At 48.5% G+C, this 16,743-nt stretch carries 15 protein-coding genes; 7 read left to right on the top strand and 8 right to left on the bottom strand.

The genetic code is table 11. The features are described 5' to 3' along the window. The first annotated feature begins 122 nt into the window (after positions 1-122). The gene (gene dnaE, locus BM202_RS22895) at positions 123-3,758 is read left to right on the top strand and encodes a DNA polymerase III subunit alpha (protein ID WP_093830489.1); all 3,636 of its coding nucleotides are present in this window, start codon (positions 123-125) and stop codon (positions 3,756-3,758) included. 2 nt (positions 3,759-3,760) lie between these two features. On the opposite strand, the gene BM202_RS22890 is transcribed toward dnaE, so the two are convergent. Next, the gene (locus tag BM202_RS22890; protein ID WP_093830487.1) at positions 3,761-4,252 is read right to left on the bottom strand and encodes a hypothetical protein; all 492 of its coding nucleotides are present in this window, start codon (positions 4,250-4,252) and stop codon (positions 3,761-3,763) included. 277 nt (positions 4,253-4,529) lie between these two features. On the opposite strand from BM202_RS22890, the gene trxA reads away from it, so the two are divergent. Next, on the top strand, positions 4,530-4,874 hold the full coding sequence (gene trxA / locus BM202_RS22885) for a thioredoxin (RefSeq protein ID WP_093830485.1): 345 nt from the start codon (positions 4,530-4,532) through the stop codon (positions 4,872-4,874). A 114-nt stretch (positions 4,875-4,988) separates the two neighbouring features. Here trxA and BM202_RS22880 read toward each other — a convergent pair whose 3' ends face one another. Both BM202_RS22880 and BM202_RS22875 read right to left on the bottom strand, forming a co-directional pair. Next, positions 4,989-6,737 carry a pyruvate dehydrogenase complex dihydrolipoamide acetyltransferase gene (locus BM202_RS22880; RefSeq protein ID WP_093830483.1) on the bottom strand — a complete coding sequence of 583 codons (1,749 nt, stop codon included), beginning with the start codon at positions 6,735-6,737 and terminating at the stop codon, positions 4,989-4,991. Positions 6,738-6,958: 221 nt separating this feature from the next. Beyond that, positions 6,959-8,155 carry a class I SAM-dependent rRNA methyltransferase gene (locus BM202_RS22875; RefSeq protein ID WP_093830481.1) on the bottom strand — a complete coding sequence of 399 codons (1,197 nt, stop codon included), beginning with the start codon at positions 8,153-8,155 and terminating at the stop codon, positions 6,959-6,961. A 169-nt stretch (positions 8,156-8,324) separates the two neighbouring features. Between BM202_RS22875 and BM202_RS22870 the strand changes: the two genes are divergently transcribed. Further along, complete coding sequence (locus BM202_RS22870) at positions 8,325-9,206, top strand: sugar phosphate isomerase/epimerase family protein (RefSeq protein WP_093830479.1); 882 nt, start codon at positions 8,325-8,327, stop codon at positions 9,204-9,206. 53 nt (positions 9,207-9,259) lie between these two features. On the opposite strand, the gene BM202_RS22865 is transcribed toward BM202_RS22870, so the two are convergent. Beyond that, on the bottom strand, positions 9,260-10,306 hold the full coding sequence (locus BM202_RS22865) for a zinc dependent phospholipase C family protein (RefSeq protein WP_394333802.1): 1,047 nt from the start codon (positions 10,304-10,306) through the stop codon (positions 9,260-9,262). Between the two features lie 160 nt (positions 10,307-10,466). Between BM202_RS22865 and BM202_RS22860 the strand changes: the two genes are divergently transcribed. The 4 genes from BM202_RS22860 to BM202_RS22845 all read left to right on the top strand — a co-directional run bounded on the left by BM202_RS22860 (position 10,467) and on the right by BM202_RS22845 (position 13,045). Then, a complete protein-coding gene (locus BM202_RS22860) occupies positions 10,467-10,865 on the top strand; it encodes a Dabb family protein (protein WP_093830475.1) in 399 nt (132 codons plus the stop codon). 104 nt (positions 10,866-10,969) lie between these two features. Further along, positions 10,970-11,236 carry a 30S ribosomal protein S20 gene (rpsT, locus tag BM202_RS22855; protein WP_093830473.1) on the top strand — a complete coding sequence of 89 codons (267 nt, stop codon included), beginning with the start codon at positions 10,970-10,972 and terminating at the stop codon, positions 11,234-11,236. A gap of 126 nt (positions 11,237-11,362) precedes the next feature. After that, a complete protein-coding gene (gene radC, locus BM202_RS22850; RefSeq protein WP_093830471.1) occupies positions 11,363-12,058 on the top strand; it encodes a RadC family protein in 696 nt (231 codons plus the stop codon). Positions 12,059-12,268: 210 nt separating this feature from the next. Next, positions 12,269-13,045: a LytR/AlgR family response regulator transcription factor gene (locus tag BM202_RS22845; RefSeq protein WP_093830469.1), complete on the top strand. Its 777-nt coding sequence runs from the start codon at positions 12,269-12,271 to the stop codon at positions 13,043-13,045. Here BM202_RS22845 and BM202_RS22840 read toward each other — a convergent pair. From BM202_RS22840 to BM202_RS22825, 4 genes are all read right to left on the bottom strand, one after another. Then, entirely contained in the window at positions 13,023-14,081 is a 1,059-nt protein-coding gene (locus BM202_RS22840; RefSeq protein ID WP_093830467.1) for a sensor histidine kinase, read from the bottom strand. The genes BM202_RS22845 and BM202_RS22840 overlap by 23 nt on opposite strands. Further along, complete coding sequence (locus BM202_RS22835; protein ID WP_093830465.1) at positions 14,078-15,127, bottom strand: sensor histidine kinase; 1,050 nt, start codon at positions 15,125-15,127, stop codon at positions 14,078-14,080. Before BM202_RS22835 ends, BM202_RS22840 begins: the two co-directional genes overlap by 4 nt. A gap of 120 nt (positions 15,128-15,247) precedes the next feature. Continuing rightward, positions 15,248-15,826, bottom strand: a complete 579-nt coding sequence (locus BM202_RS22830) for a pseudouridine synthase (protein ID WP_093830463.1) — start codon at positions 15,824-15,826, stop codon at positions 15,248-15,250. A gap of 52 nt (positions 15,827-15,878) precedes the next feature. Next, on the bottom strand, positions 15,879-16,655 hold the full coding sequence (locus tag BM202_RS22825; RefSeq protein ID WP_093830461.1) for an exodeoxyribonuclease III: 777 nt from the start codon (positions 16,653-16,655) through the stop codon (positions 15,879-15,881). Positions 16,656-16,743 lie beyond the last annotated feature (88 nt).

Here is a 16,743-nt window from a genome sequence, read left to right as displayed (position 1 = left end):
AAGTTGAGCTACGTTCTCTTTCACCATCAACTTGTTAGCGAATTCTTATTAAAATTCTCGCTTCCTCCTTACCCGTAACCCACTGAAAGTGGCTATTTTTAAGCCAGTAATCTGCGGAACCTATGCAATTCTCTCATCTCCACTGCCACACTCAATACTCGCTGCTCGACGGTCAGGCGGATATTAAAAAGCTGATTAAGAAGGCCAAAGCCGATAATATGCCCGCCGTTGCCATTACCGATCATGGCAATATGTTCGGTGTATTCGAGTTTGTCGCCGAAGCCAGCAAACAGGGGATCAAGCCGATTGTCGGTTGCGAATTCTACGTGGTGGAAGACCATACCATTAAGCAGTTTACGAAGGAGAAAAAGGACGTTCGGTATCACCAGCTGCTGCTGGCCAAAAACGCGCAGGGGTATAAAAATCTGGCGAAACTCTGCTCGCTGGGCTATATGGAGGGGCTTTACGGCAAGTATCCCCGCGTTACGAAGGAACTGATTGACAAGTACAAAGAGGGTCTGATTGCCTCTACGTGCTGCATCGGCGCTTCTGTACCGAAAACAATTCTCAAGAAAGGCGAGGAAGCGGGTGAAATCGAGTTCAAGTGGTGGCTCGACCGTTTCGGCGAGGATTACTACGTTGAATTACAGCGCCACGAGATTCCCGATCAGATCAAAGCCAATGAGGTATTGATTAAGTTCGCCCGGAAATATAATGTCAAAATTATTGCGTCCAATGATTCCCACTACGTCGATCAGGACGACTGGGTAGCGCACGATATTCTGCTGTGCGTGAACACCAACGAAAAGCAAAGCACACCGTCGATGAAGGATTTCAGCGACGACGATGTGATGCCAAAAAATACGCGCTTCGCCTTCTTCAGCGATCAGTTCTATTTCAAGAACACGCAGGAGATGACCACGCTTTTCCATGACCTGCCCGAAGCCATCGACAACACCAACGAGATTGTTGGTAAGGTCGAAACGCTGAAGTTGAAGCGTGACATCATGCTGCCCAATTTCCCGATTCCGCAGGAGTTTCAGCAGCATACCGACGACGTACTGAATCAGTGGGAATACCTGCGCCACTTAACCTACGAAGGCGCCAAAGAACGCTACGTTGATATTCTTCCGCATATCCAGGAACGTCTTGACTTCGAGTTATTTACCATCAAAACGATGGGTTTCGCCGGGTACTTCCTGATCGTGGCTGACTTCATCAAAGCGGGTCGCGATCTGGGCGTTATGATTGGGCCGGGACGCGGGTCGGCGGCTGGTAGCGCGGTGGCCTATTGCACGGGTATTACCAATATCGACCCCATCAAATACGACTTGCTGTTCGAGCGGTTCTTGAACCCCGACCGGAAATCGATGCCCGATATTGACACGGACTTTGATGACGAAGGCCGGCAGAAAGTGATCGACTATGTTGTGCAGAAATACGGCAAATCGCAGGTAGCACAGATCGTTACGTATGGTACGATGGCTTCAAAATCGTCCATCAAGGACGTAGCGCGGGTCATGGATTTGCCCTTGCAGGACGCTAACGCCGTCGTGAAACTCGTGCCCGATAAGCCGACATATAACATGACCCTCAAGCGTATTTTCGAAGATCCGCTCGAAGGGCCGGGTGGTTTGTCGAATGTCATACAGCCGGAAGAACTGGATAACGTGAAGCGCATGCGGGCCCTCGAATCCGGCGATCGGAGTGCGGCTCAGGCCATGCGGATTGTCGACTACGAAAAGGTGTCGGCGGTACTCAAGCAGGCCCGAAAACTCGAAGGCACGGTACGTAACACGGGCTTACACGCGGCCGGCATTATCATCGCTCCAAGTGATTTATCGGACATTGTTCCGGTGTCAACCTCCAAGGATACGAACCTGATTATCACCCAGTATGAAGGTAAAGTAATCGAGGATGCGGGCGTCATCAAGATGGACTTTCTGGGCCTGCGCAACCTTACGATTATCAAGGAATGTCTGCGGCTCATCAGACAAAATCATGGAGGTTTCTTAATTAATGGCGTTGAAACAGGCATTGATGATATTCCGCTGGACGACGAGGAAACCTACAAACTGTTCCAACGGGGGGAAACCAATGCCGTGTTCCAGTTTGAATCCGACGGCATGAAGAAGCACATGAAGGACCTGAAGCCCGACCGCTTCGGTGACCTCATTGCCATGAATGCCCTCTACCGACCTGGCCCGATTGCCTACATTCCAAACTACATTAACCGGAAACACGGCCGCGAGGAAGTCAAATACGACATGCCAGAAATGGAAGAGTATCTGGCTGATACGTATGGCATTACGGTGTATCAGGAACAGTTGATGCTGCTGTCGCAAAAGCTTGGCAATTTCACTAAAGGTGACGCCGACGTACTGCGAAAGGCGATGGGCAAGAAGGACAAAGCGACCCTGGATAAAATGAAGGGGAAGTTTATGGATGGTTGTGCGTCCAATAATTTGCCTCTGAAAGTCTGCGAGAAAGTCTGGACCGACTGGGAAGCCTTTGCGTCGTACGCCTTCAACAAATCGCACTCGACCTGCTACGCCTTCGTCGCTTACCAAACAGCTTACCTCAAAGCCCATTACCGTCCTGAGTACATGGCGGCCGTTTTGACCAGTTGCCTGGGCACGATCGACAAGATTACGTTCTTCATGGAGGAATGTAAGAACATAAATATTCCGGTTCTTGGCCCGGACGTAAACGAATCAGAACGATTCTTTGGGGTTAACCAAAAGGGCGAAATCCGATTTGGATTAGGTGGTATCAAAGGCGCAGGTGATGCCGCCGTAGAAGCCATTATTGAGGAACGTAAGGCGGGAGGCCCGTTTAAAGATATTTTCGATTTTGCCGTTCGGGTTAACCTGCGGACGGTGAACAAAAAAACGTGGGAATCGCTGGCCTATGCCGGTGCGTTTGACAGCATTGACGAGTACCATCGGGCGCAATATTTCGAGATGGGCGAGGGTGATACGTCGCCATTTCTGGATAAGGTTATCCGGTATGCTAACAACTACCACGCCGAAAAAGCAGCGGCACAACAGTCGCTGTTCGGTGCCATGATGGGCGGTGAACCCATGCTCAACCGACCTAAGGCACCTACCGTTACGGAGTGGAACCAGATCGAGAAACTTAAATTCGAGAAAGACGTCGTCGGCTTTTACATCACTGGCCACCCGCTCGATGAGTTCAAGCTCGAAATGGAGGGCTTCTGCAATACCACGTTAGCGAATATTTTTGAGACGAAACAGCCTGAAATTAAAGTTGGAGGTATCGTATCGGCGGTGCAAATGCGTATCACAAAAAGTGGTAATCCTTTCTGTATCTTCAAATTTGAGGACTACAATTCATCGCTCGAAATGGCTCTTTTCGGCGACGACTACGTCCGGTTAGTGCAGTACATTGAGGTGGGGCGCTTCCTGCATATTACGGGCAAGACCCAAAACAAATGGGGTTCTGAGCAACTGGAGTTCAAGCCGACGAGCATTCGGTTACTAAACGACATGCGCGAGAAATTCTGTAAGGAACTACGTGTGTCTTTAACCATCGACTCGTTGAACGCTCAACTCGTCGCCAAAATCAATGAGCTTGTGAACGCTCACCCCGGCACCTGTACGCTCTCGCTCAACGTAGTGGATCATGCTGAACGCATCGAGGTCAGTTTGCAATCCCGGACATTGAAAGTCTCACCCGCCAATAGTTTTCTGCGGGCGCTGGAGGCTATTGAAGGAGTGACGTGTAAAGTGGCGTAGGATTATCTAGGTGTCCTGATGCCAGCTACTAAAAAATTAGTTCCCTCTTTAGTGTAAGACTCCGTATAGCGGATTGATTTTTCAGAGAAAATCATATTATCCCACGTTACGGTTAAGGGCGTAGCATATTTAAGCGTGTACTTGATGGTCGTTTTTTCAGTATTAGTAAAACTCCACGTGAGTGGTGTATTAGTCAAATCCCAACCGTGGTTCACGCCCGTATTGTCACTAAAAAACTCTGTGTATTCTCCATCATAATTAGCTGTATTGTACTCTATTCCCCGCTTGTAATAGCGAAACGTATTATTTTGTACATACCGCAAATCCTCTACCTTCCATGAATTACCTATTAATATCTGCTCCGGCGTTTTAGATACAACAGCGTCTGGGCAAGGTAACGTATTGGGTGGTATGGTTTTCCGTTCTTGACAGGATAAAACAGCAGAAACTATTAGAACCACAAAGGTTCTTACTAATAGATGACTAATTTTCATAAAGGTGGATTCATTTTAATGGGGCATAATTTGCGTTTCAAATATACAAGTAACTATATGAGGATTAGATGTATAAGTTTTGTTTCACTAAATTTATTCTGCCACAATAGTGGTCACTACGTTGTTCTTTGACATCTTGAACGATTAAAGGCTTCATCTGCAAGCGATGGAATCAATTGATGGGATGACGTGCAAGGTGGCGTAGATTTCGGAACTAATCGGGTTGAAAACGGTTTATGTGGATGAAACAAGTTCAACTAATAAACTCATTTCAGTCATGGCAGCAGGAACACATGCCGTAGAAGCAACAGACGCTAACTTTAGCGAACTTATAAATTCCGATAAACCCGTTTTAGTAGATTTTTGGGCCGAGTGGTGCGGCCCCTGTAAGATGATCGGGCCCGTTGTTGAACAACTCGCCGGTGAATATGAAGGGAAAGCCACAATCGCAAAAATGGACGTTGACCAGAACTCTGCCGTCCCCGCTAAATTTGGTATTCGCAGCATCCCTACCCTGATGATCTTCAAAAATGGTCAGTTGGTCGATAAAGTAATTGGTGCCGTTCCCAAAAACGTACTGGAGCAAAAGCTGCAAGCTGCTCTGGAACCAGCAACGGTTTAACTTCCCCAGATTCCTAACAAAAAGGCCGCTCCCGAATATTCGGGAGCGGCCTTTTTTTATATGTTCACGGTATTCGGTCAGTGTTAACTGACCGAATACCGTGAACTAGGTGGTTTACACCAACATTCGCATCGGATCTTCGAGCAATTGCTTCACGGTTTGCAGGAAAGCCGATCCCGTTGCGCCGTCAACAACGCGGTGATCGCAGGAGAGCGTCACTTTCATCACGTTTGTTGGCTTGGCTATGTCGCCTTCAAATTTCACCGTCTGCTTAATGGCACCCACGGCCAGGATGCAGGAGTCGGGTGGGTTAATGATTGCCGTGAACTCTTCAATGCCGAACATACCAAGATTCGAGATCGAGAACGTACTGCCTTCCCAATCTTTAGGCTGAAGCTTCTTGTCTTTGGCCTTACCCGCCAGATCTTTCACCTCACCCGAAATGGTCGACAGCGTTTTCTGATCGGCATTGCGTACTACCGGCACGAGTAAGCCCTCGTCAACCGCTACAGCTACACCGATATTGACGTATTTGTACTTACGAATTTTATCGCCCAACCAGGATGAGTTCACATTCGGATGTTGCTTCAAAGCCAACGCAGCGGCTTTAATCACAAAATCGTTGAAGGATATCTTAACCGGGCTAAGTCCGTTAACCGTGCCGCGCAGTTCCATCGCCTTGTCCATGTTGATTTCCATGGTCAGGTAGAAATGCGGGGCAGTAAACAGGCTCTCGCTCAACCGACGGGCAATTGTCTTGCGCATCTGACTAACCGGAACATCTTCGTACTCACCCGTTGGCGTCGGAGCTGGCTGTGCTGGGACAGGAGCTGGCGCTGGAGCCGACTGAGTCGATGGCGCAGCAGGCTGAGCGGCTGGTGCAGCCGGTGCCGGTTTAGCAGGACCGGGCACAAACGACTCAACATCACTCTTTACGATACGTCCTTCGGGACCACTACCATGAACCTGCGCCAGGTTAATTCCTTTGTCTTCAGCAATACGCTTGGCTAATGGCGAGGCTTTCACGCGACCATTCGATTCCAAAATAGCGCCTTCGCCACCACCATACGACAAATCCGTATCAGCATTAGCAGGGACGTCAGCCTGCGGGTTTTGCTGAGCCGTTGCACTGCCACCTTCGCCTGTTGCAGCCTCCTGACCGGCAGGAGCCGGTACGCTGCCACCGCCATCCAGCAGCACTTTAAAATTTGCACCTTTTTCGCCAACGACGGCAATAATATCATCTACGGCAACGGATGCGCCTTCTTTTACGCCGATATAGAGCAGGGTACCTTCTTCGTAGGCTTCGAGGTCCATCGTGGCCTTATCGGTCTCGACTTCAGCCAGCACATCACCGGATTTCACCGTATCGCCTTCTTTTTTATGCCAGGCAACAATAGTTCCTTCCGTCATGGTGTCGCTCATTTTCGGCATCCGAATGATCGACGCGTTAACATTTTCTGCCGGGGCAGCAGCTACTGCTTTTGGGTCTGGCAGCTTGGTTTCCGTTTCGCTGCTGGCCGAACCCGTAGGCGCAGGAGCCGCTTCTGGTTTCGGAGCTGCCGGAGCAGGAGCGTCCTGACTTCCTCCGCTTGACCCGTTAAGCAAAGCCTGATAATCTTCGCCGTCGGCTCCGATTACAGCTAAAACGCCATCAATAGGAACGGATGCACCTTTTTCAACCCCGATATACAGCAAGGTCCCTTCATCATAGGCCTCAAGGTCCATGGTGGCTTTATCGGTTTCAACTTCGGCCAGTACGTCGCCGGATTTTACTTTATCGCCCACTTTCTTGTGCCACTCCGCAATGACGCCTTCAGTCATTGTGTCGCTCATCTTGGGCATTCGGATTAATTCAGCCATAAGTAGCTATGTATGTAATCGAGTTATACGAAAGGATTGACCAAGCCCTTAACGGCCGGTACAGGACCGTGCCTAACGGTTGCGACCCAAAATTAGCGTAAAGCAATTAATCTTACTCTAAAACAGCTACAATTCTGATTGCTGTATTAGCGTAACAACTAACACGGCCATTTCGTTAAGCGACAAATGCCCCGTCTTTACTTCGTAGCAGTCGCAAAAAATTACTCTACCCACAACACCAATCCTTTCAGATAGCCCCCTTCCGGATGGAACAAACTAACGGGGTGATCGGCGGGTTGACTCAAATGGTGCAAAACGCGGACCTGTCGTCCGGCTTCGATGGCAGCCGCTACAATCGTGTTATAGAATAACTCCCGATCTACCACCTGCGAACAGGAGAACGTAAATAGAATCCCCCCCTTCGCTACCCGACGAAGCCCTTCCGCATTTAAGCGCTTGTAGCCCTGAACCGCCCGATGTCGCGCGGATAAACTCTTGGCAAAAGCCGGTGGGTCCAATACCACTACGTCGTATTTATGGTCATGCGCTTTCAAGTAGTGCATCACGTCTTCGGCATAAGCCTCATGCCTTGCGTCATCGTTACCAAAATTGGCCGCTATGTTCTGATTTGTCAGGTCAATTGCTTTCTGCGACACATCAACCGAGTGAACCAGGCTAGCACCTGCTTCCAGCGCATAGACCGAGAATCCGCCCGAATAACAAAAGGCATTCAATATGTTCTTGCCTTGTGCATACTTAGCCAGCAGTGTCCGATTGTCGCGCTGATCGAGGAAAAAGCCGGTTTTCTGACCCGTTATCCAGTCGACCAGAAACGTATTGCCATTTTCCTTTACCGGATGTGGTACGGATGTCCGACCAAAGAGGTAACCGTTTGTAACGGTGGCCCCGTATTCATCAGGTACGGTATCGGCACTTTTATCATAGACCGCCTTCAGTTCATCACCAAAAACGGCCTTTAAAGCGTCGGTAATAGTATCCCGTTCACGGTGCATGCCAATGGAATGCGCTTGCAGTACGGCCACGCCATTGTACATATCCAGAATAAGGCCTGTGCAGCCGTCGCCTTCGCCGTGAACGAGCCGGTAACAGTTCGTATCGCCGGTTACAATGGCCTGACGGATGCTTCGAATGTGCGTTAGTTTCTGCGTCCAATACGGTAAATCGGGTGTAACAGGACCACCGGCCATAGCACCAAACGAGAAGATACGTACTGCAATACTCCCATTATGATAATGACCAGTGGCCAGGTATTTATTTTTACTATCGAACACCTCAACCACATCGCCATCGTTCAGGTCACCGTCAAAACGGCTAATCGCTCTTGAAAAAACCCAGGGGTGAAATCGCCGGACAGCCTCATCGCGACCGGCTTGTAAATATATTTTCGAAAATGTCATCCGTATGCGGGAAAGGCCGCAAAGATACGTAGTAAGTGGGGAGAAATGGGAAGAAAGGGACGTGGTGAAAGAAAGGGATTAATTATCGGCTCATTCATTTTTCTCTCCTCCCATTTCTCCCTTCTTAGTCCCTATCTTTACGATTCAAACCCGAAACTATTTTCTACCTATGCAACGACGCAGTTTCTTAAAACAGTCTGCTCTGCTAACCGCTGGTACGTTCGCCCTGAGCCAGACCGAGTCGATGGCCAATTTATTCGCCAGCGCACCCGCCAAAAATATTAGTCCATTTGGCGTTCAGCTTTACAGCGCTCGCGATGTCATGCCCAAAGATCCAAAAGGTGTTATGACGCAACTGGCTCAAATGGGGTATAAACAGTTCGAGAGTTTCAGCGGACCACAGGGCTTTTTGTGGGGCCTGCAACCCAAAGAAATGAAATCATTTCTCGACGGTCTGGGCGTGAAGATGATCAGTACACACTTCAATTATAGAGCACAGGCCGACAAGCCCGACGAGATCAAGAAAAGTATCGAAATGGCGCAGGGAGCGGGATTATCGTACCTGCTTTGCCCACACATCGGTCCGCAAAAAACGTGGGACGAATGGAAAAAAATTGCCGATCAGTTCAATGTGGTAGGTGAAGAAGTAAGAAAAGCTGGGCTTAAATTCGGTTACCACAACCACGACTATTCGTTCCGGCCACTCGACGGAAAACTCCCGCAGGAATTTCTGCTGGATAATACAGATCCTAAAAATGTGATGTTCGAACTGGATCTGTGCTGGATTGACGTAGCAGGCGTAAACACCGCCGATCACCTTAAAAAATACGGCAAACGGTACGAACTGTGTCATGTAAAAGACTACACCGTTAAGGATGGCAAGCCCGTACAGAATGACATTGGCAAGGGCAGCGTAGATTTCAAGAAAACACTACGTATTGCTTTGGATAGTGGTATCAAGTATTTCCTTGTTGAGCAGGAAGAGTACCCAGAATCGTCGCTCGCCAGTCTAAAGAACGATGCGGAATACATGAAAATGCTTTCCGTCTAATTTTATCATACTGACGAAGCCGGCCGGCCGGCTTCGTCAGTATGATAAAATTATCAATTCTCCTCCCTCGCCGAAAACAGCCGCTTCAACCAGCTTTTCTTTTCCTCGGCTTCTTCTTTTTGTTCATCCTCGGTAAGCTGGTATTTCGCTAATGCCCGCAAATCGGGCTGGCCAGCATCGACCCAGCAGGTATACCAGAAATCGCCAACCATTTTAACGGACGCCCGCATCTGGCGCTCCACCTGACCGTGAAGACGTTCGTGGTATTGTCGCGAAAAATCGGAGGAATATACCTTCGTGGTAATACTATTACGTTCCTCGAAACCAAATTTTCGCGTTTCGCCTAATTCATCTGTCAATTGCTGCTCGAAATGCAACACCGAGTCCAGCGCTGCATTCGCATTGAAAACCGCTCGCCAGGCTGCCTTTTGCGGTGAATAAAGGTACTCGGCCTGCCCCGTCAGGAAATCATACTCCGTACTGAATAACTCTGGCAAACGCGACTCCCAGAATCCATGAATGCCCTGCTGGTTCGTTAATTGCCCGTTGTAGTTGCGTGTCGTGTGTAACGGCACGTTAGCATCGGCGATGTAGTGCCCCAAATCAGCCGCGACGCGCAGAATCCGTCGGACGTTACGTTGTTTGAACGCTTCGGTTAACTGATATTTCGTTAGTTGAATTTGCCACGGCACCAACCCGTGCAGCGCCAACGTATCGTCGCCATAGCGATCCGTTGCCTCTTTGTAATAGCGTGGAAGTGTCGTGGACAACGTATCAGGATACGCGTCGAGGTCAATGAAATGCCGGGGTGCTTCTCCCACAACGGCGTATCGGCGTTTATCGGGATTCACCGCATTGTCGGTCAGAAAATTTATATGCTTTTTGAAGAACGGCATCATATCGACAGGAAGTGTAAAAACCGCCAGTCGATTAATTTGCTGGTGCGCAAAAAATCCCCACGCTGGATGCTGCCAGTCGGGTCGACGCTTGGCTGAGTAGTCTCCATCTGGTCGCCCTTCGACAGAGTATTGTCCGTATAAATAGATACTGATACGCCGTTGACCAGATGGTTTTTCCGGCCAGAGGCTACCATCGTTCACTAAACTTCCAAATAAAATATTGGATGAAACTAACAACCAAATAAAACAGTTGTACATTTGACAAAACATGGTACTTTAAAGGGAAAATAATTAATTATTCATTTAAAAAGCCTTGTTATTCAGAACAAAATTTGGCCAAAAAGATAAATTACAAATAATCATGAATGCAAAATCAAAAGGGTATACATTAATCGTTGTGCTTTTATGCGCATTTGCTTTAACAATATATGGTGCGTACTCACCAGCCAGAAAAGCCCAGAAACAGCAAATTGTGTGCATAAAATTCAAAAATGGGGTCGAAAATGGAGCTATTGAGCAGCATATGAGCGGTTTTGCTGCCTTAAAGCATGAAATTCCACAGGTCGTTGGTTACACATCCGGCAAGACAATTTTGCCAAATGGAGCCGTTTCTGATTATGACGTAGTACATTACCTTACGTTTCAGAACGAAGCCGACATAAAAACTTTTGAGAAGAGCGACGCCTACAAAGAATTTGTGACTGAGAATAAAGGAATATGGGAAAAAACGTTGATTGTCAACGCTGATATTCGTCAGTAAAGTCGTGAAACACAAAGAATTTCGGGTGGGACTCTTGATTGTTCCAACCGAAATTCTTATTTTTGCGCCCTCATATCGCGACAACGATCTCATTTTATATACCAATGGCAAATCATAAGTCATCAAAAAAAGCAATCCGGTCGAGTGCCAAGAAGCGTCTGATGAACCGTTACCAGCACGTAACGACTCGGAACATGGTAAAAAGACTCCGTACCACTACCGACCACGCAATGGCCGTTGAACTGTTCAAAACGGTTTCATCTGCTCTTGACAAACTCGCTAAGCGCAATATCATCCATAAGAATAAAGCCTCTAACAACAAGTCGAAACTGGCTCGTTTGGTAAATGGCCTGAAAACCGCATCGGCTTAGTCGTAGCCTGGTTTTGGTTCACTCTTTGTTGCGGGTGCTATACCTATCTGAAACCTTACCTTTTTGCGGGTAAGGTTTTTTTGTGCATTTTGTAAACCAAAATAGCCCCGTAACCTACTTATCTCTATGACGTACCAGACTTCCGGCACCATTCAAAGCTGGGCCGAAGAGGATCGCCCCCGCGAAAAATTAATGCTTAAGGGCAAAGCCGCCCTATCAGAAGCCGAACTGATTGCCATTTTGATCAATTCTGGTACGGTCGATTTAACAGCCGTAGACGTCGCCCGAATTATTCTTAAGAGTGTCAATAATAACCTCAATGATCTGGCAAAACTGAGCATTAAAGACCTTTCTAAATTTCGGGGTATCGGCGAAGCAAGGAGCATTACCATCATAGCTGCCCTCGAACTGGGCCGTCGGCGCAAAGAACAGGATCGTCCGCAACGAGCCCGCGTTACGTGCTCCCGCGATGCCTACAACGAAATGATACCCCATTTGATGGATAAACCTCATGAGGAGTTCTGGATTTTGCTGATGAATCGCGCCAATGAGATTTTGCGACCCGTGCAAATCAGCACGGGGGGCGTTTCGGGTACGGTGGCCGATCCGAAACTCATTTTCAAACAGGCCATCGAGCATCTTGCTTCGTCCATGATCCTGTTGCACAACCATCCATCGGGCAATCTGACGCCTTCACAAGCGGATAAAGACCTTACCAAAAAACTTCGGGATGCAGGGCGGCTACTGGATATTCCCGTCCTCGATCATTTGATTTTCACCGACAAATCTTATTTCAGCTTCGCCGATGAGGGGATTTTGTAAATGAATTTTACTTAAGCGAAATAGGATCTGGGCATTCAGTGGCGTTGCACTACCCCATCATCTGTTTGATACGACCTAAATATCACTTCATAAACTAGTTTTACCGGTTGAAAGAACATGCTTCTAACAAAAGCAACGTCAATGCGTAATTTTATAGAATCGAATAGAGGAAACCTTTCTCTTTTTTAGCTTGAAATTGCCCATCCTGTTATGAACGTATTCGTGATCGAAGATGAAGAGCTAGCTGCTCGTAAGCTAACCCGGCTGCTACAAGAGGTAGATCCGACCATTCAGGTTATAGCTACAGCCGCCAGTGTGCAGGCATCGGTAAATTATTTGCAGAATCACCCCGCTCCCGATCTGATTTTGATGGATATTGAACTGGCCGATGGGCAAAGCTTCGAAATTTTCGAGCAGACACCCGTTGCATCACCCGTCATCTTCACGACCTCATACGATGAATATGCCCTGAAGGCATTTAAGGTCAATAGCATTGATTACTTACTTAAACCTATCAAACGTACTGAACTGGAAGCAAGTCTGGCTAAACACAAACGGCTCACGAGACAACCAGAGACAGAAACGGACGGACACGTAGCGATTGATGCCTTTGTGCAACAACTTCGGCAGCAACTTAAGCCAACCGAACACCGCAAGCGTTTTCTGGTACGTCACCTTTCGCAGTGGTTGCCTGTCGAAGTGGGTGACATTGCTTATTTCTTTTCCGAGGAAGGCGTCAGTTTGTTTCGAACTTATACCAACCAGAAGTTTTCGCTGGATTATACGCTCGATGAGCTTGACACCATGCTCGACCCTACGGAGTTCTTCCGGGCCAACCGGCAATTTATCGTAGCCGTCAATGCGGTCCAGCAGATTCATCCGTATTTTAATAATAAACTCAAATTAGTGCTCAAACCAGCAACAACCGACGAGGTATTGGTCAGCCGGGAGCGGGCAACGGAGTTTAAGAAATGGATGGGGAAATAGCCACGGACTCTTGACTCAACAAAGGAAGGCTCACCATATATCGGCCTTTCTGCTCGTCAATCTGAATCGTCTCCTGGCCCAGTAACGCGTAAGTTGCCGCCAGATTTGTCAGACCCTCTCCAACAGTGTCGATCCGAATAGACTTTCGTTGAAGTGTATTCTCGACCAATAACCACCGATCAGACGTAGTACTTATTCGAATGGTCAGGGGTTTTGTGGCCAAAATCACATTATACCGTACTGCATTTTCGACCAGCACCTGAATCGCCAGCGGGGGGATGAATAAAGCCAGCAACGACTCATCGACGGCAAGGTCAAACACCAGCCCCGTTGGATAACGGGTTTGCAAGAGGTGAATGTAGGCATGAATGAATGACATCTCCTCGCGCAAGGCTATCAGGCGGTCTTCACTCGCTTGCAGTTGATAACGGAAAACGCTGGTGAGTTCTTCCAGAAACTGGTCGGCAGCTACGGGATCTTCCCGAATCAGTGATGACAGCGAATTGAGGCAGTTAAACAAAAAATGAGGATTGACCTGACTTTGTAACGATGTAAGCTGGCTTTGCAGCGACACCTTCTGTAAGTCATTGGTCTCTACGGTTGCGCGTTGCCACTGGCGCGAAATGTACCAGCCTTCATACACTACAAAATAGATGAAATGGTAGAAGACCTGCATCCCGAGCGTTCGGCTCAGTTCTACAGCACTGGTGAAGTATAGAAATTGCCCTTCGATCAAGAAACGAACGGTGTGACGCAACAACCAGGCGAACGTTACCAGTACGGGCAAAACCGCTAACAGCCAAAGTAGACGCCGACGCGTATTGGCCAGACCCGGATACTGCTTTTGAAGCCTTAGCACCACCCAGCGGGCAATCTGCCAGCAAATCAGACCCGCCGTTAAACCAATTGCATCATTGAACAAGGCCGTCTTAATCGGGAGCTTAAGATACCAGTCGAGCCGAAAAAACAGAGCCACAAACGCAAACAAGGCTACCGGCCCCAGTAAACGCAGACGGGTGTCGTTAAGTGGCTTCATGAACGAACAATTAATTCGGGCTGATTCGCCAGCAACGGCAAGGTAACAATAAACTGCCCGTCAATTTCCTGAATGGACACATCACCCTTACCCAGCAATCTATATTTAGTAGCGATGTTAGTCAGTCCCACCTTGTTCGATAATACGGGCGTATTTTTCCGCTGAAGATTATTCCGAACGAGTAACGACTGGCCCTGGGTCTCGATAACAATCTTCAACGGCCGGTCGGGCATCATGACATTGTGCTTGACTGCATTTTCCAGCAACAGCTGCAACGTCAACGCGGGTAGTTTGAAATCACGTTTCTCCGCTTCAACCCGAATCTGCAAATCGAGCCCTACACCATACCGGGTTTGCAACAGGTGGAAATAGGATTGAATAAATTGAAGTTCGGCGCCAAGCGTCGTCAATTCGCCATCATTGACGCGCAAAAGATAGCGATATACAATACTAATTTCATCCACTACGTCTTCTGCCTTTCGGGGATCTTCATAAATAAGCGACGACAGTATGTTCAGACTATTAAATAGAAAGTGTGGATTTATCTGGCTTTTTAACCGATCAAGCTGGTGCTGTAGCTTGTCCTTTTTGAGCCCTTCGTTTCGTTCATAAGTTTGCTGCCAGGCCTGCATCACGTAGCTGACTTCGTAAATGACAAAATAGACGGCGTGATAAAACAACTGAATACCAAGCGCATATGTGTATTCGGGCAACGGTGCCCAGAACGTATCCAGTCCGTTGAAGGCCATATGTCCTACTCGCCGAATTATCCAGGCGATATTTACCAGCACAGGAAGCAACAACGCCATCCATTGCAGACGACGACGGGTACTGGCCAGACCAGGATAGCGATTTTGTAGCGAAAGAACCACCCAGCGAGCCAGATTCCAGCAAATATAACCCGCCCCTAATGCTATCAGGTCGCTGCGCAACACAGTGGATAACGGTTCCTCAAAGTACCAGTTCAGGCGAAAAAACAGCGTTCCGACCACAAAGACAACAAATGGTCCGAAAATACGTAGTCGCCTGTCGTTGAGCGTCTTCAAAGCCAGTTGGGGTTGATTGCGTACGTGTAAAGATAACACATGACGACAGGAACGTAAAAAGCCCTCCAGGAAACATTTCCTGGAGGGCTACTCTCAGATTTTTAAAATTTCTCAGGCTAGTCAAAGCCGCAGCCCACGTAGTACGTCTGCCCGGCTTAACTCACGCACCTGACCCGGTTCCATGCCTTCCGCCGTGAAGGTCTCAATAGCCCAGCGCACGAGCCGGAGGGTTGGGAAACCTACCGCGGCCGTCATCTTGCGAACCTGCCGGTTTTTACCTTCGTGGAGCGCGATGGATAACCAGGAAGTTGGAATATTGGCCCGGTAACGAATGGGAGGATTACGAGCGGGCAAGGGTGGTTCGTCAATGGACTGAGCATGGGCGGCAAGCGTATGATACGGTTTTCCGTCTACCGAAATCGTGACACCATCGGCCAGCAATTGACAAGCCTCGCTGGTCAGTGCGCCCTCGACCTGCACGTAATACGTTCGATTATGCCGGAATTTCGGATTTAGCAAACGATGGTTGAGTTGTTTGTCATTGGTCAGCAACAGTAATCCTTCGCTATCTGCATCCAGCCGCCCAACAGGATACACATCCGTCGGAAAATCGAATTCTAAATCAGCCAGCGTTGGTTTGTTACCCTCACGCGAAAACTGCGAGAGCATGAGGTACGGTTTGTAGACGAGGAAATACATAATGAGTGAGAAAGCGAATGAGTGAAAGAGCGTATACTGTGGCATCGCTCTTTCACTCATTCGCTCTCTCACTCATTGATAACCAGACCGGGCAATGGTCGGCGTGAACGGCATCGGATAGCATCTGGCAGTCTACGATCTGATCGCGGAGATTGTCCGTCACCGATGCGTAGTCGATACGCCAGCCTTTGTTATTGCTGCGGGCACCAGCGCGGTAACTCCACCAGCTATACGCTACGTCCTGGGGATGTTTGTATCGGAACGTATCGATCATATTATTCCCAAACCATTGGTCCATCCAGGCCCGTTCTTCGGGCAAAAAGCCAGTCGAGTTTTTGTTACGTATCGGGTCGTGAATGTCGATGGCGTTATGGGCAATGTTGTAATCGCCAACGACGATAAGTTTCGGGCGGGTTTTCCGCAATTCCACTACGTAGTCATAAAAGTCGCGCAGGAACTCCATCTTCACACCCTGCCGTATTTCCCCGGACGTGCCGGATGGAAAGTAACAGTTGAGCAGTGTCAGGTCGTCAAAATCGGTGCGCAGGATACGGCCTTCGCAATCATAAACCGGCAGGCCACAACCCAGCACTACGTTGGTTGGCGCAATTTTAGAGAATGTCGCTACGCCCGAATAGCCTTTCTTTTCGGCCGCATGCCAGTGGTACTGATAACCAAGCTGTTCAAAAACAGCTAGATCCACTACGTCGGCGGTGGCTTTAACTTCCTGAAAGCAGAGAATATCGAATTGGTGCTGGGCAAGCCAGTCGGACAGTCCGTTACGTAGAGCGGCCCGAATGCCGTTGATATTATAGGAAATGAGTTGCATAGGAGGTAAACACAGCGTTACGGAGGCATCACGGAGAACACTGAGCATTTTCCGTGTTCTCCGTGATGCCTCCGTAACGCTGTGTTTG

Origin of the sequence: Spirosoma endophyticum (assembly GCF_900112365.1) — a bacterium.
Lineage (GTDB): Bacteria > Bacteroidota > Bacteroidia > Cytophagales > Spirosomataceae > Spirosoma > Spirosoma endophyticum.
This window is presented reverse-complemented; position numbering and strand designations above follow the sequence as displayed.